The organism is Agrobacterium sp. GW821-FHT02D03 (assembly GCF_059421725.1).
This window is the reverse complement of the sequence record NZ_JBWKVN010000002.1, coordinates 1570724-1592150: the sequence shown is the minus strand read 5'-3', so window position 1 is coordinate 1592150 and position 21427 is coordinate 1570724. Positions and strand designations below refer to the sequence as shown.

The window sequence follows — 21427 nt, the reverse complement described above, 5'->3', positions numbered from 1 at the left end:
GATGCAGCCGGTGAAAATTTTTTTGAAAGCTGCATCTAAGTGCCCGCGACCCGGGTATAGATGGCAAAGACAGCGGATTTACCTTTCCGATCCGAGGAGATGAGTTTGACAGCGATGGGCTCTTTGCCGGTTGATCTAGAAAAAGCGCTCAATGGCTGCGCCAACGGCGACCGGCTGGCTTTGCGTCAGATATTCGATCAGGAGGCAGGCAAGCTTATCGCCGTGGCCCAACGTATTGTTCGGCGTCGTGAGCTAGCAGAAGAGGTGGTGCAGGACGCCTTCATCCGCATTTGGACGCACGCCCATCAGTACCGCTCCGATAGCGGTTCGGCGCGCGGCTGGATTTATGCCATTGTTCGCAACAGAGCGCTCAATCTGCTTCGTGACGGCAGACGAGAGCATGTGGTCGAAGACGTTGAGACGCTTCGCGACGATCAGCAGGCAGATGAGATCATGGCGGCCTGGCATCGATTGGACCGCAATTCCCGCCTCTATGAATGCCTCGGCTCTCTCGAGGACACGAAGCGGCAAGGCATTCTGATGGCCTATGTCGGCGGTTACTCACACGGTGAAATAGCCGGTCGCCTGAGAATTCCGCTCGGTACTGCCAAATCATGGATCCGGCGTGGACTGTCGGCACTGCGGGAGTGCCTGGCATGAACTATGACCGCAAGGACGTGCCTCATCTTGCCGACGAGTATGTACTGGGATTGCTCGACGCGGTTGAAGCCAGAGAGATCGAGGATGCCATGAAACGTGATCCTGAACTCAAAGCCGCGATCGCAGCAAGCAGGGATCGGTTCCTGCCACTCGATACGAGCCTGGCTCCTCAATCGGTCAGCGAAGACCTCTGGCGGCGCATCGAGTCTGCTCTGCCCCGTCAAGACCATCGTGCCCCTGACCGGCCAGTCGCAAACGACAACGGCCTAAGGCGCTGGAAGTTTGCAGCGCTCACCTCTCTCGCCGCGTCACTGCTTCTGGCCGTTGGACTCGTCTACAGCCTGACCAGAACGGTAGAACCGCTGGTCATCGCGGTGCTTGTCAATGATGCCGGCGAAGTCCAGGCGGTCGTCGAGGATTTCGGCAATGACGAAGCGTCTGTCCGGCTGCTGGCCGATTTCACCGTTCCGCGCGACAAGACGATCCAGGTCTGGACCCTGCCATCGCGCGATGTGGGGCCGGTCTCGCTTGGTCTACTTGACGGTGTGCATTCGGCTCGCCTTCAAGGACCAGCCCTTCCGAAACCACGCGCCGATCAGCTTTACGAGCTGACGCTTGAGCAAGCAGGCGGTTCGCCAACAGGGCGTCCAACGGGACCGATCCTGGCGAAGGGATTTGCACGCATGCCGCGCTAGCTTTCACTCTTTGAAGGCACGCTCAACAACTGTCATCTGTATGACCTCGCGCGCCTGCGTCACAACGGTGTAGGTTGAACACCTCGTACCGCGTAAGATCATAAGAACGAAACCCCATCATTGGGAAGGCAATGACAAGCAACACATCTCCTTCTAAAGCAGATTGCTGCATCGACCCGCCAATCCGCTGCGGTCGATTTAGGCTGATAGAGTGACAATGCGCAGATGGTCTTTCTGGCTCTGGCTCGCGGCGCTTGCCGCTCCGGTTTCCGTACTGATCTCGCTTCAGATTGATCTGTCTGCCGGGCCTTCCATCGGCGGGGGCGGATACGATCTCGGCCCCTTCATCTACTCGTGGCTGTTAATGCTGACGACCGGTACCTGGACAGTGTGTACGTTCATTGCAGCGCTGGCGTATCGAGGCAAGGAGGCTAGGAAGAAAGCACTGATCTTGACGGCAATTGGCTGTCTGACGTTTCTGATAGCGTTGCAGGTCTACGGCAGAAACCTCTCCTAAGGGCAGGTGTACCACCATGCATCTAGGCCGCAGGTGCCGCCCACCAGCTTGTCTTGTCCAAGCCTGATTTCCGCGTAGATGCCTTTTCGGTCTGTGAAAGCCCGCGTTCTTCACGCGTGACGTGTTGCAGCGCAGCATCCACAAACAATTCTATTTTCCCTAATCAAAGGCGCAGAACCTCCAGCGCTTGCTATCACCCGCAAGTTTGACCAAGACGTCTTCATGATTTCCATTTCCGATCTTTCCACCCGCATCGCCGGACGTCTCCTCCTTGATAAAGCCAGCGTTACGCTTCCGAGCGGCACCAAGGCCGGCCTCGTTGGCCGCAATGGTGCCGGCAAGTCCACGTTGTTCAAAGTCATCACAGGCGATCACGGCGCCGAAACCGGGTCGGTCTCGATCCCAAAGAATGCCAGGATTGGTCAGGTGGCTCAGGAAGCTCTAGGCACTGAAGATAGTCTCATCGAGATTGTCATTGCTGCCGACAAGGAGCGTGCTGCGCTCATGCTGGAATCGGAAACAGCGACCGATCCGGAACGCATCTCTGACATCCAGATGCGTCTCGTTGATATCGACGCGCATTCGGCCGAAGCGCGCGCATCCAGCATCTTGGCAGGCCTTGGTTTCGATCAGGAGGCCCAGCTTCGCCCTGCCTCATCCTTTTCCGGTGGATGGCGTATGCGCGTGGCGCTGGCATCGGTACTGTTTGCCGAACCTGACCTGCTACTGCTCGACGAGCCGACCAACTATCTCGATTTGGAAGGCTCGCTTTGGCTCGAGGATTACATTCGCCGCTATCCTTACACAGTCATCATCATTAGCCATGACCGCGACCTTTTGAACAACGCCGTCAATGCGATTGTCCACCTAGACCAGAAGAAGTTGACCTTCTACCGTGGTGGATACGACCAGTTCGAACGCCAGAAGGCCGAAAACGACGAGCTGCAAAACAAGGCCAAGGTCAAGAACGAAGCAGCGCGCAAGCACCTGCAGAGCTTCATCGACCGCTTCAAGGCCAAGGCATCGAAAGCCAAGCAGGCGCAATCGCGCGTAAAGGCCCTGGAGCGGATGGGCACCGTGTCTTCCGTGATCGAAGATCACGTTCAACCCATGACATTTCCTACCCCGGAAAAGCAGCCTGCCTCGCCGATCATTGCCATCGATGGTGGTTCTGTTGGCTATGAGCCGGGAATTCCAATCCTCAAGGGTATCGATCTGCGCATCGACAATGATGACCGCATCGCGCTCCTGGGATCGAATGGCAACGGCAAATCGACGTTCGCCAAATTCATCTCCGGCCGTCTCGCGCCGGAGACTGGAGATCTGCGCACAGCGCCTTCCCTTAAGGTCGGTTTTTTTGCTCAACACCAGATGGATGACCTGGTGCCTGAGGACTCCGCAGTCGATCATGTCCGCAAGCTGATGCCGCAGGCGCCTGAGTCCAAGGTCCGTGCACGCGTCGCGCAAATGGGTCTTGCCACCGAAAAGATGGCAACGGCGGCCAAGGATCTTTCCGGTGGAGAAAAGGCGCGTCTGCTGATGGGGCTTGCGGCATTCCATGCGCCCAATCTGCTTATCCTCGACGAACCGACGAACCATCTTGACATCGATAGTCGTCGAGCTCTGATTGAGGCTCTCAACGACTATGATGGTGCGGTCATCCTGATTTCGCATGATCGTCATCTCATCGAAGCGACTGCAGACCGCCTGTGGCTCGTCAACAATGGCACTGTCACCACCTTCGAGGGCGATATGGACGAGTACCGGGATATCGTCGTCTCGTCCGGCAAAAAGAAAAAGAAAAAGAAAAACTAAGGTATAATCGCCTTCAGATCCGAGCGACCCCAGCTTGTGCCATCGGACAGGATATCAACGCGCTATCGAGTATCGAGTGACGCGGCGGTTTTGCACGTCGTATTTTAGTATGCTGCCTGATAGACAGGTAGTTCAAAGAGCAATTTTGCCCGAGCGAAGGAACACCGATGGGTTTTAGAACGCCGAAATTCGAGTACGTGAATGGCTACAAGATCGCTGAGGTCGATGGTCCGACATTCAAGGTGCTCGATGGCGATCGTCAATTGGGCGAAGATTTTCCTTACTCCGGAGAAGCCGCTGCTTATGCAAGATCTCTGCCGAGCCGCGATCCCCAGAAGTAGGCGAGGCAACAGTTCATGACGACTGCGATAACCCCGTCTCTTGAGCAACTCGGTTGGTCTCCTTTCTTTGCCGATCAAGTGAGCGAGAAAGACTGCGGCTTGGCGCCGAGACGCATATCATCGGTTCACCGCTCACGCGTGGAGGCAATCGATGTAGCAGGGCCTGCTGCGTTGGAACTACCAGCCAACAGCAACGCGGCAGACTTTGCAGTCGGCGACTGGATCCTGGCCGATGCGCTGACCGGAATGTTTGTCGCCAGACTGGCCAGAAAAAGCCTGTTTCAAAGACGCCAGGCGGGCGGACGTGGCCAGCAACTGGTTGCCGCAAACATCGATACATTGTTGATTGTGACCTCATGCAATGCGGACTTCCATCCCGCCCGGCTGGAGCGTTATCTGATCATGGCAGACCAGGCCGGAAGCAAGCCCGTGATCGTGCTGACCAAGGCGGATACGACGGCAGACGTTGGCGATTTTCAGTCAAAAGCAGAGGCATTGCAGCGCGATCTCCCTGTGATTGCGCTGAATGGGCGTTCTGCCGATGCTGTCATCTCCTTGATGCCATGGTTGGGCATTGGTCAAACTGTTGCACTGGTGGGATCATCCGGTGTTGGAAAGTCAACGCTGGTGAACACACTGACCGCCTCCGATGCTATGCAGAAAACCGGAACCATCCGTGAGTCTGATGCACAGGGCCGGCACACCACGACGGCGCGGTCCCTGCATGCTGTTCAAGGCGGTGGCTGGGTCATCGATACGCCGGGAATAAGGACGCTCTACGTCAGCGATATCACCGACGGAATAGATACGCTCTTCGCCGAGATCACAGAGTTAGCGCCTCTGTGTCGGTTTCGCGATTGTACCCATGCGCATGAACCTGGATGCGCGGTACAAGATGCGATAGCGAAAGGCGAGGTCGATGCCGATCGCCTCGAACGTTGGAGAGGCCTGTCTGCCGAAAACAACAGCCGCACTCCAGTGCTGAGCGGACCACGCGGCAACAAGACCATCAAGAAAAAGCGTTAAATCATGGTCTAGGCAAAAATGTGCAGCGGCTTTGAGAGAACGACGCACGAAACAAGAACGGCCTGAAGCGGGGGGAGGCTTACGCATCAGCGGGAGAAGATGCCAATGGCGGATCCACGTTTGAACCCGCCATCATTTTTACGTCGTGGTCAGACAGGCCCAGCCTAACTTGTCACATAGCGCTTCCAGGGATGCTCTTCCTTGAATCCCAAAACGTCTCGCGCCTTACGATTGGACAGCGGTGCTTCGTCCCTTCCCATTTCGCGCGTCACAGGCGTATTGGGTGCATATTTGGCGAGGAATTCGGCGGTCGGAAGATCGGCCGTGATCGTGTCGTTGACCGCGTTGAACACCTGAAAGCCCAAGCCGTCCTTCTCGATACACAGATGAACAATCTCCCCGAGATCGCGCGCGTCGATATAGCTCCAGGCATTGCGTTTGCGAGACATGGGGTCATCAATGAAGGCCGGGAAGTTTCCGTATTCGTGCGGTTCGATCACGTTGCCGATGCGCAGGGCGTATATATCGGCTTTGTATCGCATGGCGAAGGCACGTGCGGTCTTCTCATTTACGAGCTTGGAAAGACCATAGCTATCCATTGGGTCGATATCGTAATCCTCTTCGAGAGGAAACGAGTGGAAGTCCTTGTCTCCTTCGGCAAAGCACACACCATAGGTGGTCTCGCTTGAGGCGATGATGACTTTCCGGACGCCGAGCTTCATTGCAGCTTCAATGACATTGTATGTGCCGACGACATTCGCCTGGAATGTTTCATTGTCCGGTTCGATCAGCACCCGAGGGATCGCCGCGAAGTGCACAACGGCATCGGGCGCCGAAGGCGGAGCGCCGTTTTCGAAACCATCGAAACCGAAATGGGTCGTCAGGGCATTGAAGACCTGACCACTGTCGGTGATATCCGCGATCAGCGTATTCACTCCGGGCAAATCCAAGGGCTTCAAATCGACATTCAGGACGGAGTATCCCTTGTCCAGAAGCTTGGGAACGGCATGGCGCCCAGCCTTGCCTGTGCCCCCCGTGAAAACGATACGTTTGGTCATTTCTTGCCTCCTCTTGAAACGCGCGCGCTTGGTGATGGTCGATCGTTCTGAATTGATCGCTGACATCACTTGCGCCTCCTCATCCATACGACAGCAAATCCATCATTGACGCAACGAAGGAAATGATGATGAGACTGTATCTAACTGTTTTTCAGTCATTTAAAAAACTTTATGAAAGTAAATTATAAAGTTCCCAGTGCGCTTCTGTTCAGCAGCTTTGCCACCCAATCTACAAAAACGCGAACCTTGTTCGTCACGTGTCTGGTCTGTGGGTAGACGATGTAGATCGGCATGGGCTCGCTTTTCCATTCAGGAAGAACACGCACCAGCTTTCCCTCCCTGATCTCGTCCCTAATCGAGAACGGTACCAATTGTCCGACACCCATTCCGGCAACAACAGCATGCTGATAGGTCCTCGCATCGTTCGCCGATACGATGTATCGCGGGCTAATTTCAACGGAACGGGTACCGTCGTCGAAGGCCATGCTCATCACTTGTCCTGCATTGGCATTCAGGTAACCGACACAGTGATGATCGACTTCCAGATCTTCCGGCGTCTTTGGCATGCCGAAGCGCTCGATGTAATCGGGTGAGGCAACCGTAAGAAAGTCGAGTTCCGAGACTTTTCGCGCGATAAGCGACTGGTCACGCAGTGTGCCCACGCGCAAGGCACAATCCACGTTTTCGGCGATGTAATCGACAAGACGGTCTCCGACACCGATGTCGAGCCGGATTTGCGGAAAGCGCTGGTAAAAATCACAAAGATTCGGAATAATGATCTTATCGGCGAACATCCCGGCCATCTCCACACGCAGGCGACCGGAAGGCTGGACGTTGGCGCTTGAAACGCTACCATCCAACTCGTCGATTTCCGCCAGGATTTGCGTTGCACGCTCATAATAAAGTGCACCGTCTGTGGTCACCATGACGCGGCGCGTCGTTCGGTTCAGCAGCGTCGTACGCAGATGCGCCTCTAAACCCTGCACCATGTTGGTCACGGTCGTCTTGGGGATATTCAGGGCATTGGCAGCCTTGGTGAAGTTTCCTGTCTCAACGACCCGTGCGAATACGCGCATCGCCGCTAGCTGGTCCATCCTGTCAACCTCGCTCGATTGTCCGTGAATTTGGAATAGTGTTTTCGAATTTGGATGATTGCGCAACTTATCCCGAACAATATATCCATATTAGAAAGCACTACAAGAGACGTAGATAGAGTCTCTCGAGGAAATGATGATGGACACCCGGTGGCACGAGATCGAGACGAGCGGCACAACGTGCACGCCCCTGTCCGTGCGTGTCTACAGCAACGAAGGCAAAGTGCGGACGCCTCCACTGATCCTTTATCTTAGAGGTGGCTCTTTTCTGGCAGAAGGGGCTCAGTGCGAGGAGCTACCGGTCGCGAAAGCGCTTGCCGAAAGTGGAGCGGTGGTCATCGAGGCGGATTACAGCACCGGCTTCTGCAATGAGTTTCCGGCTGTGATCGATCGGGCTTTCGATGCGCTCGATTGTCTGAGCAATAGCCGCAAGCAGTACGGTAGCGCCAAATCCTTGCTGTTCGTGGCGGGAGAAGAGGCTGGCGGGAATGTTGCCGCAGGCCTGGCGTTGAAGGCGCGCGATCGGATGCCGGGGAAACTGGCAGGACAGATCTTGCTGTCGCCGATGATCGATCCGCTGATGGCATCGACCTCCTTTCGGGATGCCGACAAGATCGGCATGCGGCAGCGTTGGGCCGAAGGCTGGAGCCGGTACCTGGCAAAGGCCTGTGGGGTAGCGCACCCATACGCGGCACCGTGCCAGTGTACACGGCTCGACCGTGTGGCCCCAGCTTTGATTTTTACCGCCGAGGACGACCCTCTGCGTGACGAGACAGTGAATTATGCCGCGCGCCTGCGTGATGCAGGAATACAGGTTCGGCTGCATGTTTTCCCTGCCGGCTCCGGCTGGACAGGGCTTTATCGAGGTGAAGGTGGCAAGTGGCTTTCGGCTGTTTGCGACGAGTTTTCGGGTTTTGTTCAAGACCTCAAGAATTAGCATTTTAGACAATCACTGATCGGCTTCCTTACGAAGCCAAGGAGTATCCCATGACGCTCAAGAACAAGCGCCGTGCCCTTGCGGGTGCCGGCATAGGACTTGCCATGTCCGTAGCAGCCGCAGCGCTGCTATTCGATCTTCCCATGACGACGGGCGCCGTTGCTGCGGCTCCGCAGGCGGAGGCGCCTGCGGTTCCAGTGACGGTCGCAGTTGTGCAAAGCAGAGACATCACCCACTGGGAGCAATTTTCCGGCAGGCTCGAAGCTGTCGAGCGTGTTCAGGTCCGCTCCCGCGTTGCTGGCCAGATTCAAGCGGTTCACTTCCGTGAAGGCGCACTGGTCAAGGCTGGTGATCTGCTCTTCACCATCGATCCAGCTCCCTATCAGGCAGCGGTTGCGGGTGCGGAGGCACAGGTTGCCTCGGCGGACGCAAAGATCGGCCTTGCCAAAACCGAACTGGAGCGCGGTCGGCGACTTTCCGACAACCGCACCATTTCGCAAAGCGATCTTGATCAACGCCAAAGCAATGTGGCGGAGGCCGAAGCGCAACTGCGGGCCGCCCGCGCAGCACTGACGACGGCACAGCTCGATCTCAGCTACACGGAGTTGCGCGCACCGATTTCAGGACGCGTCGGCAAGCTTGATGTGACGGTCGGCAATCTGGTTGCCGCCGGCTCCGCATCCCCTGCTCTCACCACGCTTGTGTCTGTCGATCCTATCTATGCAAGCTTCAATGCCAGCGAGGAGATCGTCGCCAAGGCGCTGTCGCAACTGCCTACCTCTAACGGGGCACTTCAGGCGCTGGAGCAGATCCCCGTTGAAGTCGGCACGCTTGCCGATGAGGGCACGCCCATCAAGGGTACCCTGCATCTGATCGACAATCAGGTAGACGGTGCGAGCGGCACCATCGGCGTCCGCGCGGTATTCGCCAACACCAATGGGCATCTCATTCCCGGTCAGTTCGTTCGTGTCCGACTGGGCGAACCGAAGTCGGAAAAGCGCATCGTGATCACCGACCGCGCGATTGGCACCGATCAGGACAAGAAGTTCGTTTTTGTCGTCGATAAGGACAACAAGGTGAACTACCGCCAGATCAAACCCGGCCCATCGGCCGAGGGAATGCGCGTCGTGGAAAGCGGCCTTGAGGTCGGAGACAAGATCGTCGTCAGCGGCTTGCAGCGCATCCGCCCCGGTGCGGTCGTGGCTCCGCAGACCGACGACAAGCTCGCTGCAGCCCAATAATTGATCCGACGGGCCTTCCTCGGCCCGTCCTATTCCCAATCGATGCAAAAAGATCCCTGCCGGTGGCGACACGCGACCGGGGTGGTCTCCCGCGTTCAGAATTCACCCGGAGAGGGCTAATCCATGAACATCTCCAGATTTTTTGTAGACCGGCCGGTTTTTGCTGGCGTCCTATCGGTTCTTATCGTCGTGGCAGGCCTGATTGGCATGCGCGCCTTGCCGATTTCCGAGTATCCGGAAGTCGTGCCACCTTCCATCGTCGTTCGTGCGACCTATCCCGGTGCCAACCCGAAGGTCATTGCCGAGACGGTGGCGACACCGCTCGAGGAACAGATCAATGGCGTCGAGAACATGCTCTACATGTCCAGCCAGGCGACCTCCGACGGTGTCATGACGCTGACCGTCACCTTCAAGCTGGGGACCGATCCGGACAAAGCGCAGCAGCTGGTGCAGAACCGCGTTTCGCAAGCCGAGCCGCGTCTTCCCGCTGAAGTCAGAAGCCTCGGCGTTTCCACCGTCAAGAGTTCTCCTGACCTGATGATGGTCGTGCATCTCGTCTCTCCCGGCAATCGGTACGACCTCACCTACCTGCGCAACTACGCCGTCCTCAACATCAAGGATCGGCTGGCGCGCATCGAAGGTGTAGGCCAGGTACAGATCTTCGGTGCCGGCGATTATTCCATGCGTATCTGGATCGATCCGCAGAAGGCCGCCGAGCACGACCTTGCCGCCAGCGATATCAGCAACGCCATTCGCGAACAGAACGTACAGGCGGCAGCCGGCACGATCGGCGCTTCGCCAAGCCCGAACGGCGTCGACCTGCAGCTCAATGTCAACGCACAAGGTCGGCTTTCCACTCCGGAGGAGTTCGGCAACATCATCGTCAAAAGCGGCTCGAATGGCGAGATCACCCGCCTGCGTGACGTGGCGCGTGTCGAACTCGGCGCAGCCGATTACGCCTTGCGCTCGCTGCTTGACGGCGAATCCGCTGTGGCTATCCCGGTTTTCCAGGCTCCCGGTTCAAACGCCATCACCATTTCCGACCAGGTCGCTGCGACCATGCAGGACCTGCAGAAAGCGATGCCTGATGGCGTGAAATACGAAATCGTCTACGACACCACCGAGTTTGTCCGCGCCTCGATCGACAAGGTCATTGACACGCTGCTGGAAGCCATCGCTCTCGTCGTTATCGTCGTCATTCTGTTCCTCCAGACATGGCGCGCCTCGATCATTCCGCTGATTGCCGTTCCGGTGTCTATCATCGGCACATTCGCCGTCATGTATGTCTTCGGCTTTTCCATCAATGCGCTCAGCCTGTTCGGGCTTGTGCTGGCAATCGGCATCGTCGTGGATGACGCGATCGTCGTTGTCGAAAATGTCGAGCGCAACATCGAGAGCGGTCTTTCTCCGCGCGAGGCGACCTATCGCGCCATGAAGGAAGTCTCGGGGCCGATCATTGCGATCGCCCTGGTACTCGTGGCCGTCTTTGTGCCGCTTGCTTTCATCTCGGGCCTCTCGGGACAGTTCTACCGTCAGTTTGCATTGACGATCGCAATTTCGACGGTCATCTCGGCCATTAACTCGCTGACATTGTCTCCTGCACTGGCAGCCCTGCTTCTGAAGGACCACCACGCGCCGAAGGATTGGCTGACCCGCGGCATGGACAAGGTGCTGGGTGGCTTCTTCCGGGGTTTCAACCGCGCGTTCGGGGCAACCTCGAACGGGTATGGCAAGGGCGTCGGCGGATTGCTCAATCGTAAGAGCATCGTCATGGTCGTCTATATGCTGCTCGCAGGCGCAACCTATGCCATGTTCAATGCGGTGCCCGGCGGCTTCGTGCCTGCGCAGGACAAGCAGTATCTGATCGGCTTTGCCCAGCTGCCGGACGCTGCAAGTCTCGACCGGACGGAAGACGTCATCAAGCGCATGAGTGATATTGCCATGCAGCAGCCAGGCGTCGAACATGCAATCGCGTTTCCGGGTCTCTCCATCAACGGCTTCACCAACAGCTCGAACGCGGGCGTTGTTTTCGTCGCCTTGAGCCCATTTGAAGAGCGCACAACACCGGAGCTTTCTGGCGGCGCTATTGCCATGGCGCTCAACCAGAAATTCGGCGCGGTGCAAGATGCCTTCATCGCCATGTTCCCGCCACCGCCTGTCAACGGACTTGGCACCACAGGCGGCTTCAAAATGCAGATCGAAGACCGCGCAGGCTTCGGTTACCAGACGCTTGACGAAGTCACCAAGGCCTTCCTCGGCAAAGCCTATCAGACGCACGAACTGGCTGGCCTGTTTTCAAGCTTCCAGATCAATGTGCCGCAGCTCTACGCCGATCTCGATCGTGCCAAGGCGGAGCAACTGGGTGTCTCGGTGACGGACGTGTTCGAGACGCTGCAGATCTATCTTGGCTCTCTTTACGTGAACGACTTCAACGCTTTCGGTCGCACCTACAGCGTGCGTGTTCAGGCCGATGCCAAGTTCCGCTCCCAGGCGGAAGATATCGGTCAGTTGAAAGTTCGCTCATCGAATGGACAGATGATACCCTTGTCCGCATTGTTGAAGGTGAATGCCACGACCGGCCCGGAGCGCACAACGAGGTACAATGGCTTCCTGTCGGCTGATATCAATGGCGGCCCAGCACCCGGCTTCTCTTCCGGCGAAGCCCAGGCAGCCATCGAACGCATTGCCAGTGAGACCTTGCCATCGGGCATCTCTTTTGAGTGGACGGATTTGACCTATCAGCAGATCCTTGCCGGAAGCTCGGGTTTGCTGGTCTTCCCGTTGGCGCTGCTGCTGGTCTATCTGGTTCTGGCCGCACAGTATGAGAGCCTCACTCTGCCGCTCGCGATCATCATGATCGTGCCGATGGGCGTGCTCGCCGCCATGACCGGCGTCTGGCTGACGGGCGGAGACAACAACATCTTCACCCAGATCGGCCTCATCGTCCTTGTCGGGCTATCGGCGAAGAATGCCATCCTGATCGTGGAGTTCGCACGGGAACTGGAGTTCGAAGGCCGCTCACCGGTTGCCGCGGCCATCGAAGCCAGCCGCCTTCGCCTGCGTCCGATCCTGATGACATCGCTTGCCTTCATCATGGGCGTCGTGCCGCTGGTCATCTCTACGGGTGCGGGAGCCGAGATGCGCGCTGCCATGGGCGTCGCGGTTTTCTCAGGCATGATCGGGGTCACGATCTTCGGCATCTTCATGACGCCGGTCTTTTATGTGCTCGTTCGCAAACTCTCCGGCAACCGCCCGCTGATTCAGCACAAGCAAGAGCCTGCAAACACCGACTACAAAATGAGCGAAGCGGTGTGACGGCGATCACAATATCGTCAAACCAGAAGCCCCGAGGACGATCGTCTTCGGGGCTTCTCTACATTGTCTGGAGTGCCCTAGGCCTAAGCCAGCGGCCCATCGATCTTCTCAGCCTTTGGTTTTGCACAACCCGCAAAGATCAACTGTCATAATTTCGTTGCACGTTCACTTGTTTTCGTTTTCTATATGACACGCTTCGAATGAAGCGAGTTGGCGCTGGTTCTGGGAGGTTCTGGCGCAAAAAATCCTGGACAGCTTGTTGCTGGACCATGCGTAAAACTAGGGAGGCATCATGTCCACGAAACGTCTCGCTGCATCCGCGGCGGCATTTGCTATTTCGCTTTCTTTTGGCACCTCTGCCTTTGCCGCGACCGAGCTGCAATGGTGGCACGCCATGACCGGTGCGAACAACGAGGTGGTCGATCAGCTCGCCAAGGAGTTCAATGAGAGCCAGAGCGAGTACAAGATCACACCGGTGTTCAAGGGCACCTATCCGGAAACCCTGAATGCGGGGATCGCAGCCTTCCGGTCTAAGCAGCCTCCGGCAATCATTCAGGTTTTCGATGCGGGATCTGGCGTCATGATGGGTGCAGAAGGTGCCATCATGCCGGTCGCCGATGTTCTCAAGAAGGGTGGATTCGAGTTTAACAAGGCCGACTATCTAGCAGGTATCGTTGCCTATTATTCCAAGCCGGATGGCACGATGCTCTCCTTCCCCTACAACTCGTCTTCGCCGATCCTCTACTACAATAAGGATGCCTTCAAGAAAGCCGGCCTCGATACAGAGAACCCTCCAAAGACCTGGCCCGCAGTCTTCGAAGCGGCTCGCAAGATCAAGGAAAGCGGTGCTGCACCCTGTGGCTTCACCTCGACCTGGCTGACCTGGATCCAGACCGAGAACTTCGCCGCTTGGAACAATGTTTCTTACGGCACGAATGAAAACGGCCTCGGTGGCGGCAAGGTGGAGTTGAAGATCAACGCGCCGCTCTTCGTCGAGCATTTCCAGTCGATCGCCGATATGGCCAAGGACGGGACGTTCCGTTACGGCGGCCGCACGTCCGAAGCGAAACAGCTTTTCCTGTCGGGTGAATGCGCAATCCTGACCGAGTCTTCCGGCGGTCTTGGCGACATCGTAAAGTCGGGAATGAATTACGGCATCGGCCAGCTTCCCTATTACGAAGGTCACGGACCACAGAACACCATTCCAGGCGGCGCAAGCCTCTGGGTCTTTGGCGGAAAGTCTGATGAAGAATATAAGGGCATTGCCCAGTTCTTCCACTTCCTGTCGCAAACGCCGATCCAGGCACGCCTGCATCAGGTTTCCGGATATCTGCCCGTAACCAATGCCGCTTACGAAGCCACGAAGGCTTCCGGCTTCTACGAAAAGAATCCGGCGCGTGAAACGCCGATCCTTCAGATGATGGGCAAGGCACCGACGGAAAACTCCAAGGGTGTTCGCCTGCCGAACCTGCCACAGGTCCGCGACATCATGAACGAGCAGTTCGAAGCCATGCTGGCAGGTAAGCAGGATGCCAAGACGACGCTGAACCAGATCGTCGAGCGCGGCAATGCAGCCATCGCGGCTGCCTCCAAGTAATCACCATAAGCTGAAGCCGCTGCCCGCATCTTTGGATGCGGGCAATGCTTTTTCTCTGGCCGGCTGAGGAGCATCACCCTTGCACACGGTTCACTTCCCGAACAAAATCCTGCCCTACCTCCTGTTGGCACCCCAGATCATCCTGACGGCGATTTTCTTCTTCTGGCCCGCAAGCCAGGCGATCTATCAATCGGTGCTGCAGGAAGATGCATTCGGGCTTAAAACGACGTTCGTCGGTCTCGCCAATTTTTCCGATACACTTTCGGACCCGAATTATCTCCACGCGCTTCAGGTCACGATCGTCTTCAGCGCGTTGACGGCCCTGGTTTCCATGGCCGTGGCATTGCTTCTCGCCACGGCCGCCGACAAGGTCGTGCGCGGACAGACCTTTTATCGCACGCTGCTTATCTGGCCTTATGCCGTGGCACCAGCCGTCGCCGGCATGCTGTGGCTCTTCATGTTCAACCCTGCCATGGGAACGCTCGCCTATCTGCTACGCTCCACCGGCTTCCAGTGGGACCCGTTGCTCAAGGGAGACCAGGCAATGGCGCTGATTGTCGTCGCAGCCGCCTGGAAGCAGATCAGCTACAATTTCCTCTTCTTCGTGGCCGGTCTTCAGGCAATCCCGAAATCGCTCATTGAGGCCGCAGCCATCGACGGCGCTCGTGGGAGCCGGCGCTTCTGGACCATCATCTTCCCGCTTCTGGCCCCCACCACCTTCTTCCTCTTGGTGGTCAACACCGTCTACGCTTTTTTCGACACGTTCGGCATCATTCATGCCGTTACCGGCGGCGGTCCCGCCAAGGCGACCGAAACGCTGGTCTACAAGGTCTACAATGATGGCTTCGTCAATTTGAACCTTGGCTCATCCGCGGCCCAATCCGTGATCCTGATGATCATCGTGATCGGCCTGACTGCCTTCCAGTTCCGCTTCGTCGAGAAGCGGGTCCATTACGGATGAGGACCGGACATGATTGAAAAACGCCCCATCGCAAATGGCATCGGCCATCTCATCCTCATCATCGGCATCATCATTGTCGCCTTCCCGATCTACTACACCTTCATCGCTTCCTCGATGACGTCGCAAGACATCATCCGCCCGCCCATGTCTCTGCTCCCGGGCGGACATCTGATAGAAAATTATCGGGAAGCCGTGGCGGGTGGTGTCGAACGTGTGGTCGGCGTCAGTCTTGAACGCCTGCTCTTCAACTCCTTCGTCGTGGCAATGTCGATTGCCGTCGGCAAGATCATCATCTCGTTCCTCTCCGCCTTCGCCATCGTCTTTTTCCGCTTCCGCTTCCGGATGTTCTTCTTCTGGATGATCTTCATCACGCTGATGCTGCCGGTCGAAGTGCGCATCCTGCCAACCTATAAGGTGATCGTTGATCTCGGTTTGATCGACACCTATGCGGGCCTGACCCTGCCTCTGATGGCGTCAGCGACGGCAACCTTCCTGTTTCGGCAGTTCTTCTTGACCATCCCGGGAGAACTGGTCGAAGCGGCGCGCATCGATAATGCCGGACCCTTCCGCTTCATGAAGGACATCCTTCTTCCGCTCTCGACCACCAACATTGCAGCGCTCTTCGTGATCCTGTTCATTTATGGCTGGACCCAATATCTCTGGCCACTTCTGGTCACGAACGATGCCAAGATGAACACGATCATCATCGGCCTGCGCCGCATGGTCGATTTCACTGACGCCTCCACCCCCTGGAATTACGTCATGGTAACCGCGATCCTCGCTATCATCCCACCTATCATCGTCGTTGTTTTGATGCAGCGATGGTTCGTTAAAGGTCTTGTGGAGACAGAAAAGTAATGGCCCAGATTGTTTTGAACGATGTCCGCAAGATGTATGGCAATGTCGAAGCCATCAAAGGTGTATCACTGCAGATCGCCGATGGGGAACTGGTTGTCCTCGTAGGCCCATCCGGCTGCGGCAAGTCCACCTTGCTTCGCATGATCGCGGGCCTTGAGAGCATCTCAGGCGGTGAAATCTCGATCGGCAATCGGGTGGTCAACGACTTGGAGCCGTCCGAGCGCGATATTGCCATGGTGTTCCAGAACTACGCGCTCTACCCGCATATGACGGTGCGGCAGAACCTTGCTTACGGGCTGAAGAACCGCAATACGCCGAAAGACGAGATCGATCGCCGTATCGAGCAGGCAGCCAAGGCGCTCGAGATCGAGCAGTTCCTTGAGCGCAAGCCGCGGCAACTGTCCGGCGGCCAGCGCCAGCGCGTGGCGATGGGCCGCGCCATCGTGCGCGAACCCGCCGCTTATCTCTTCGACGAGCCTCTATCGAACCTCGATGCCAAGCTTCGCGTCCAGATGCGCGTCGAGATCAAGCGGCTCCAGCGCTCGCTTGCGACGACAAGCGTCTATGTCACGCATGATCAGATGGAAGCGATGACGCTGGCCGACAGGCTGGTGGTTTTGAATGCAGGGCGCATCGAACAGGTCGGTACCCCCATCGAACTCTATGAGCGCCCGGCAACGACCTTTGTCGCGACCTTCATTGGCTCGCCGTCGATGAACTTGCTTGCGATCCCGACATCTTCCGGCAATTGGTGGATGACGCAGACCGCGGCAATTCCGGCCACAGCAGCCACTCTCGGCATCCGTCCGGAAGACCTCCACCTGATCGCAGACGCTCACCAGGACGAGGCTTTTACCGCCTCCGTCAAGGTTGCTGCGGTGGAACTGGTCGGCGCGGAAAGCTACGTGCATGGCATATTGGCAGATGGCAGCGCCATCGTCTTTCGTGTGGCCGGACGCTCGCGCATCGAGATGGACGACGTCGTGCAGATAGGCGCAAAGGCGGCAGACCTGCACTTCTTCAATGCCAGCGGCGCTCGTATCGACTGACTGCAAAAATGAAGCGGGACCTCCGAAGGTCCCGCTTCAAGCATTCGATAGACCGACACGCCGCTTAAAGACCGAAGCGCTCGACCTCACGGCGTATGTCCTCGATTCCCAACCCGGATCCGAGCAGCATCGCCAGAAGAACGCGTGCCTTCTGCGAACTGAGATCCCCTGCAAAGATAACGCCGCCTTCCGCAAGCGTTTTGCCGCCACCATTCCCATAGATCGGCTTGACGCGACCACGTTGGCATCGGCTCGTCATGATGACCGGAACACCGCTCTTGACGAGATCGATAGCGGCAGCCGTGACGGCAGGTGTGGCGTTGCCACGGCCAAAGCCCTCGATCACGATGCCACGCATTCCCTCCGAGGCGGCGAAGCGCAGGAACCTGTCGCTTGTGCCGATTCCGAGCTTGACGATCTCGATATCCGTCTCGACACGTGTCGCACGAACTTTGCCCGGGCCAACCGGGCGCCGGTGCACGATGACCAAGTCACCATCGACTTCACCCAGCTTCCCATGTTCGGCAGAGATGAACGTGTCGGTGCGAGAGGTGTGGGACTTCGTCACGTCGCGGGCTGCATGAAACTCCTGTTCGAAACACAAAAGGACGCCCAGCCCGCGGGCGGTGTCCGATGCAGCAATGCGAACCGCGTCGGCAATGTTGCGTGGACCATCGCCATCCGGTTCATCGGCTGCGCGCTGCGCACCGGTAAAGACGACCGGCTTCTCGCTATCGATGAGAAGATCAGCCATATAGGCGCTTTCCTCCATTGTGTCGGTTCCGTGCGTCACGACGACACCGTCGATCTTGGGGTCGGCGAGATGATCTCTTATCTTGCATGCGAGAGCAAAGGCGTCTTCGAGCGAGAGGGCAAAGCTCCCGACGGTCATGAATTCATCGACCACCAACTCGAGACCGGTGAGACGGCTTCCCAACGACGCCCGAAGCTCGCTTCCGCCAAGCTTCGCCGTCACATGGCCTGTGCTCGCATTTTTCTGCGAGGCAATCGTACCGCCCGTGGTGATGAGGCAAACAGTTTTCGTCATGATCTTTCCCCTAAATCTTTACGTCAGCTAACTTGGTCTGACCAAGATTGTCAAATGGCGAAGAATTGGGCACCAACTGCCTATTATTTGACGTTGACGGCCTGACCGAAATCCGATCTTCTGTATTAAATGGAACTCTTGGTCAGACCAAGATGGAGCGCGCACTTGGTTGAAACAGCGATCAGGAAAACAGCAGAAGCGGGAAGCGGAAGCGCTGTCGCGGCAACGGTGAGAGCACTCGCCTCGATGATCGCTGAAGGCCACTGGTCGCAAGGATCCGCGCTGCCACCGCAGCGGGAGCTCGCAAGGCTGCTCGACATCAGCAGAGCGACGCTTCGTGAGGCCATCTCCGTTTTGTTGACCACCGGCAAAATCAAAGCTCAAGACAATGGTCGCGGTTTCGTTATCGCCGATGGCAGCGATGAGAGAAACGGTGCCTGGCCGCAAGCCGCACCCTATTCTCTTCGCGAGGTGTACCAGTTGCGGCATGTCGTCGAAAGTTATGCTGCACAACTTGCTGCGATGTCGCGCACGGACCACGATCTAGCCGCCCTAAGCGACACGCTAGCGGCCTTCCGCCGCGCGGCACATGACGCAGATCTGGGCGGTTACGTGGAGGCTGATACCGAGTTTCACCGCCAGATCCTGGCGATCTCCGGCAACCGCCTCCTCGTCGATATGCATCGAACATTCTCCGGCGTCATGCAGGAGAGCCAGCGCATGCCGGTCCTACACCCTGGCGATCTTTGGCCTGCGGTCAAGGAGCATGAGTTGATCCTGGAGGCGATCGAACGCGGCGATCCGGACGGTGCGCATTATTACATGCGCAAACATATCAGCATGGGGGGCAGCCGCTCGGGCCTCTCCCCAACCGAACTGCCCTGAATTCAATCAGGCCTATCTGGCCATTACAGAAGGAAGCGATCATGGCGAAGGAAATACTGGTGTCCTATGGTATCGACGTCGATGCCGTCGCGGGCTGGCTTGGCTCTTACGGTGGCGAAGACAGCCCCTGCGATATTTCCCGCGGCGTCTTTGCAGGCAAGGTCGGCTCTGTGCGTTTGCTCCGTCTCTTCGAAAAGTGGGGCATCAAGACCACCTGGTTCATTCCCGGACACTCGATCGAGACATTCTGGGATGAGATGAAGCAGGTTGCCGATGCCGGTCACGAAATCGGCATGCATGGCTATAGCCATGAAAACCCGATTGCCATGACACCCGAACAGGAAGAAGCGATCTTCGACAAATGCGTCGATCTCATCACCAAGCTTTCCGGCAAGCCGCCGCGCGGTTATGTGGCCCCCTGGTGGGAGTTCGGCTCCAAGACCAACGAACTGCTGAAGCAAAAGGGTATTCTCTACGATCACTCCCTGATGCACAACGACCACCACCCCTATTACGTCACCGTCGGTGACGAATGGACGAAGATCGATTATTCCAAGCATCCATCGCACTGGATGAAACCCTTTACCCAAGGTCCCGAAACCGACCTGATCGAAATCCCTGCGTCCTGGAACCTCGACGACCTCCCGCCCATGATGTTCATCAAGGCCGCGCCCAATAGCCACGGCTTCGTCAACCCGCGCGACCTCGAGCAAATGTGGATCGACCAGTTCGAGTGGGTCTATGAAAATTATGACTATGCCGTCTTCCCGCTCACCATCCACCCGGATGTTTCCGGCAAACCCCACGTGCTCAAGATGCACGAGCGCATCTTCGACCACATCCGTCAGTTTGAGGGCGTGAAGTTCGTCACCATGGAAGAGATCGCCGCTGACTTTTCCAAGCGTTACCCGCGCAGCGGCACGGCGCGTCCGCAATCATAAGTCTCAAGGCATAAGGGAGAAAGCGAATGTGCGGCCTGTGCGGTGCGCTTGGCGCGGCGGATCATTGGAGCAGCGGCGGCAAAGGCGTTGCGTCGATGACGCCTGCCGCCGAGCGCTACCGTCAGGCCAGCGCCGTCAATGCAGTCCTCACTCATTTTGGCCTGCGGTTGAAGGTCTGGAATGATCGATATGTTCTCACCGGCCGCACGGGAAAAAGTGCCGTCGTAGACCATCTGGGCCAATTGTGGCCATTGGCTGAGGCTTTTGCCGGCGAGGTGATCGACCCTCTCGATCCAACGCTTCTGTCGAAAATGCGGGAGGCGTGATGCCATCTGGCGCTCAACCACCCATCGTCGTCAACGTCCTCACCGGCTTTCTGGGCTCAGGCAAGACGACCCTGCTTAACGCGTTGCTGTCGGGTCCCGATCTTTCCAACACCGCCGTGATCATCAACGAATTCGGCAGCATCGGCCTCGATCACCTGCTGGTTGAGACAATCGAGGACGATACTGTCCTTCTGCAGAGTGGGTGCATCTGCTGCACAATCCGCGGCGATCTCAAGCAGGCGATCCTGTCGCTCTTCGAAAAGCGCAAGGCAGGTCGTATAGGGTCCTTCAACCGGCTCATCATCGAGACAACAGGACTTGCCGACCCGGCCCCGATCGTCGCCACGCTGACGGCTGATCTGATGTTGAAATATCATTTTTCGATGGGCAACATCGTCACCGTCGTCGAGGTTCCGAATGGCCAACACAACATTGAGACCTATACCGAAAGCGCGCGGCAGGTCGCCGTCGCCGATCGACTTGTCATCACCAAGACGGACATTGCCGAGCCCGACGCGATAGCGGCGCTCATCGCCAAGCTATCGACCACGAATCCGACGGCCAGTATTGAAATCAGTGATCCTGCCAATCCTGCTGCGAGCCTGATCCTGACGGAGGACATCCACGACCTTTCAGCCCGGCCCGCCGAAGCACGGCGTTGGGTCGCAGCGGAGCGCTACCATGACCATGCGCATGCACCGTTTCAGGACGTCAACGCGCATGGGGCGATCCGCGCCATATCCCTAACCACGCCCAACGCCGTCTCATGGCCGCGGTTTTCGACTTGGCTCTCCTTGCTGGTCAACAGGCATGGCGAGAAGCTCCTGCGCGTCAAGGGCATCATCGGCGTCGAAGGACATGAGACGCCGGTGGTGATCCACGGCGTTCAACATCTCATCCACCAGCCCGTCCACATGGCTGCCTGGCCGGCAGAGGACCGCACAAGCGTTCTCGTCTTTATTGTCGATGGCGACATCGGGGATATCGCCCAATCCTTTGCCGCCTTCGTCGAGGCCGATCCGCTTGCGATAACAGCCTCTCCGATGCAGGCGGAGCAATAGTC

19 protein-coding genes and 1 pseudogene are annotated in these 21427 nt (G+C 57.4%); 17 read left to right on the top strand and 3 right to left on the bottom strand.

The window, feature by feature from the left end:
- Positions 1–114 precede the first annotated feature (114 nt).
- From AC07U5_RS20605 to rsgA, 6 genes and pseudogenes are all read left to right on the top strand, one after another.
- On the top strand, positions 115–660 hold the full coding sequence (locus AC07U5_RS20605; protein WP_062424375.1) for a sigma-70 family RNA polymerase sigma factor: 546 nt from the start codon (positions 115–117) through the stop codon (positions 658–660).
- The gene (locus AC07U5_RS20600; RefSeq protein WP_111846638.1) at positions 657–1355 is read left to right on the top strand and encodes an anti-sigma factor; all 699 of its coding nucleotides are present in this window, start codon (positions 657–659) and stop codon (positions 1353–1355) included. Before AC07U5_RS20605 ends, AC07U5_RS20600 begins: the two co-directional genes overlap by 4 nt.
- A 217-nt stretch (positions 1356–1572) precedes the next feature.
- Positions 1573–1872 (top strand): hypothetical protein, encoded by a 300-nt coding sequence (locus AC07U5_RS20595; RefSeq protein ID WP_494724103.1) that lies wholly within the window; start codon positions 1573–1575, stop codon positions 1870–1872.
- 222 nt (positions 1873–2094) lie between these two features.
- Positions 2095–3678: pseudogene (locus AC07U5_RS20590) on the top strand (ABC-F family ATP-binding cassette domain-containing protein); the annotation flags it as partial.
- A gap of 176 nt (positions 3679–3854) precedes the next feature.
- The gene (locus AC07U5_RS20585) at positions 3855–4028 is read left to right on the top strand and encodes a hypothetical protein (RefSeq protein ID WP_165456979.1); all 174 of its coding nucleotides are present in this window, start codon (positions 3855–3857) and stop codon (positions 4026–4028) included.
- 15 nt (positions 4029–4043) lie between these two features.
- The gene (gene rsgA / locus AC07U5_RS20580) at positions 4044–5054 is read left to right on the top strand and encodes a ribosome small subunit-dependent GTPase A (protein WP_494724102.1); all 1011 of its coding nucleotides are present in this window, start codon (positions 4044–4046) and stop codon (positions 5052–5054) included.
- 164 nt (positions 5055–5218) lie between these two features.
- Here the strand turns inward: rsgA and AC07U5_RS20575 are convergent, their stop codons facing one another.
- Together AC07U5_RS20575 and AC07U5_RS20570 are read right to left on the bottom strand one after the other, a co-directional pair.
- Entirely contained in the window at positions 5219–6112 is an 894-nt protein-coding gene (locus AC07U5_RS20575; protein ID WP_494724101.1) for an NAD-dependent epimerase/dehydratase family protein, read from the bottom strand.
- Between the two features lie 182 nt (positions 6113–6294).
- Positions 6295–7206: a LysR family transcriptional regulator gene (locus AC07U5_RS20570; RefSeq protein WP_062424370.1), complete on the bottom strand. Its 912-nt coding sequence runs from the start codon at positions 7204–7206 to the stop codon at positions 6295–6297.
- A gap of 139 nt (positions 7207–7345) precedes the next feature.
- On the opposite strand from AC07U5_RS20570, the gene AC07U5_RS20565 reads away from it, so the two are divergent.
- The 7 genes from AC07U5_RS20565 (at position 7346) to AC07U5_RS20535 (ending at position 17164) form a co-directional block, all read left to right on the top strand.
- Positions 7346–8143, top strand: a complete 798-nt coding sequence (locus AC07U5_RS20565) for an alpha/beta hydrolase fold domain-containing protein (RefSeq protein WP_494724100.1) — start codon at positions 7346–7348, stop codon at positions 8141–8143.
- A 50-nt stretch (positions 8144–8193) separates the two neighbouring features.
- On the top strand, positions 8194–9384 hold the full coding sequence (locus tag AC07U5_RS20560) for an efflux RND transporter periplasmic adaptor subunit (protein ID WP_494724099.1): 1191 nt from the start codon (positions 8194–8196) through the stop codon (positions 9382–9384).
- 123 nt (positions 9385–9507) lie between these two features.
- A complete protein-coding gene (locus AC07U5_RS20555) occupies positions 9508–12699 on the top strand; it encodes an efflux RND transporter permease subunit (protein ID WP_494724098.1) in 3192 nt (1063 codons plus the stop codon).
- A 292-nt stretch (positions 12700–12991) separates the two neighbouring features.
- On the top strand, positions 12992–14296 hold the full coding sequence (gene ugpB / locus AC07U5_RS20550) for a sn-glycerol-3-phosphate ABC transporter substrate-binding protein UgpB (protein ID WP_062441329.1): 1305 nt from the start codon (positions 12992–12994) through the stop codon (positions 14294–14296).
- A 79-nt stretch (positions 14297–14375) separates the two neighbouring features.
- Positions 14376–15257, top strand: coding sequence for a sn-glycerol-3-phosphate ABC transporter permease UgpA (gene ugpA / locus AC07U5_RS20545; RefSeq protein WP_112358007.1), 882 nt, complete (start codon positions 14376–14378; stop codon positions 15255–15257).
- Between the two features lie 9 nt (positions 15258–15266).
- Complete coding sequence (gene ugpE, locus AC07U5_RS20540) at positions 15267–16115, top strand: sn-glycerol-3-phosphate ABC transporter permease UgpE (RefSeq protein WP_494724097.1); 849 nt, start codon at positions 15267–15269, stop codon at positions 16113–16115.
- A complete protein-coding gene (locus tag AC07U5_RS20535) occupies positions 16115–17164 on the top strand; it encodes a sn-glycerol-3-phosphate import ATP-binding protein UgpC (RefSeq protein ID WP_494724096.1) in 1050 nt (349 codons plus the stop codon). The genes ugpE and AC07U5_RS20535 overlap by 1 nt, the downstream gene beginning before the upstream one ends.
- A gap of 64 nt (positions 17165–17228) precedes the next feature.
- On the opposite strand, the gene AC07U5_RS20530 is transcribed toward AC07U5_RS20535, so the two are convergent.
- A complete protein-coding gene (locus AC07U5_RS20530; RefSeq protein WP_494724095.1) occupies positions 17229–18212 on the bottom strand; it encodes an asparaginase in 984 nt (327 codons plus the stop codon).
- Positions 18213–18377: 165 nt separating this feature from the next.
- On the opposite strand from AC07U5_RS20530, the gene AC07U5_RS20525 reads away from it, so the two are divergent.
- From AC07U5_RS20525 to AC07U5_RS20510, 4 genes are read left to right on the top strand one after another with little or no spacing between them, the layout of a single operon-like run.
- Entirely contained in the window at positions 18378–19097 is a 720-nt protein-coding gene (locus tag AC07U5_RS20525) for a FadR/GntR family transcriptional regulator (RefSeq protein ID WP_494724094.1), read from the top strand.
- A 41-nt stretch (positions 19098–19138) separates the two neighbouring features.
- Positions 19139–20038, top strand: a complete 900-nt coding sequence (locus AC07U5_RS20520) for a polysaccharide deacetylase family protein (RefSeq protein ID WP_494724093.1) — start codon at positions 19139–19141, stop codon at positions 20036–20038.
- Positions 20039–20064: 26 nt separating this feature from the next.
- A complete protein-coding gene (locus tag AC07U5_RS20515) occupies positions 20065–20364 on the top strand; it encodes a hypothetical protein (RefSeq protein ID WP_062599859.1) in 300 nt (99 codons plus the stop codon).
- A complete protein-coding gene (locus AC07U5_RS20510; protein WP_494724092.1) occupies positions 20364–21425 on the top strand; it encodes a CobW family GTP-binding protein in 1062 nt (353 codons plus the stop codon). Before AC07U5_RS20515 ends, AC07U5_RS20510 begins: the two co-directional genes overlap by 1 nt.
- Positions 21426–21427 lie beyond the last annotated feature (2 nt).

What these genes read in the sequence shown, in the direction of transcription:
- AC07U5_RS20605 (WP_062424375.1), top strand. Translation starts at nt 115, where the DNA reads ATGGGCTCTTTGCCGGTTGATCTAGAAAAAGCGCTCAATGGCTGCGCC.
- AC07U5_RS20600 (WP_111846638.1), top strand. Translation starts at nt 657, where the DNA reads ATGAACTATGACCGCAAGGACGTGCCTCATCTTGCCGACGAGTATGTA.
- AC07U5_RS20565 (WP_494724100.1), top strand. Translation starts at nt 7,346, where the DNA reads ATGGACACCCGGTGGCACGAGATCGAGACGAGCGGCACAACGTGCACG.
- AC07U5_RS20510 (WP_494724092.1), top strand. Translation starts at nt 20,364, where the DNA reads ATGCCATCTGGCGCTCAACCACCCATCGTCGTCAACGTCCTCACCGGC.
- AC07U5_RS20515 (WP_062599859.1), top strand. Translation starts at nt 20,065, where the DNA reads ATGTGCGGCCTGTGCGGTGCGCTTGGCGCGGCGGATCATTGGAGCAGC.
- AC07U5_RS20585 (WP_165456979.1), top strand. Translation starts at nt 3,855, where the DNA reads ATGGGTTTTAGAACGCCGAAATTCGAGTACGTGAATGGCTACAAGATC.
- AC07U5_RS20595 (WP_494724103.1), top strand. Translation starts at nt 1,573, where the DNA reads ATGCGCAGATGGTCTTTCTGGCTCTGGCTCGCGGCGCTTGCCGCTCCG.
- AC07U5_RS20535 (WP_494724096.1), top strand. Translation starts at nt 16,115, where the DNA reads ATGGCCCAGATTGTTTTGAACGATGTCCGCAAGATGTATGGCAATGTC.
- ugpE (WP_494724097.1), top strand. Translation starts at nt 15,267, where the DNA reads ATGATTGAAAAACGCCCCATCGCAAATGGCATCGGCCATCTCATCCTC.
- rsgA (WP_494724102.1), top strand. Translation starts at nt 4,044, where the DNA reads ATGACGACTGCGATAACCCCGTCTCTTGAGCAACTCGGTTGGTCTCCT.
- AC07U5_RS20575 (WP_494724101.1), bottom strand. Translation starts at nt 6,112, where the DNA reads ATGACCAAACGTATCGTTTTCACGGGGGGCACAGGCAAGGCTGGGCGC.
- AC07U5_RS20520 (WP_494724093.1), top strand. Translation starts at nt 19,139, where the DNA reads ATGGCGAAGGAAATACTGGTGTCCTATGGTATCGACGTCGATGCCGTC.
- AC07U5_RS20555 (WP_494724098.1), top strand. Translation starts at nt 9,508, where the DNA reads ATGAACATCTCCAGATTTTTTGTAGACCGGCCGGTTTTTGCTGGCGTC.
- ugpB (WP_062441329.1), top strand. Translation starts at nt 12,992, where the DNA reads ATGTCCACGAAACGTCTCGCTGCATCCGCGGCGGCATTTGCTATTTCG.
- AC07U5_RS20570 (WP_062424370.1), bottom strand. Translation starts at nt 7,206, where the DNA reads ATGGACCAGCTAGCGGCGATGCGCGTATTCGCACGGGTCGTTGAGACA.
- AC07U5_RS20560 (WP_494724099.1), top strand. Translation starts at nt 8,194, where the DNA reads ATGACGCTCAAGAACAAGCGCCGTGCCCTTGCGGGTGCCGGCATAGGA.
- AC07U5_RS20530 (WP_494724095.1), bottom strand. Translation starts at nt 18,212, where the DNA reads ATGACGAAAACTGTTTGCCTCATCACCACGGGCGGTACGATTGCCTCG.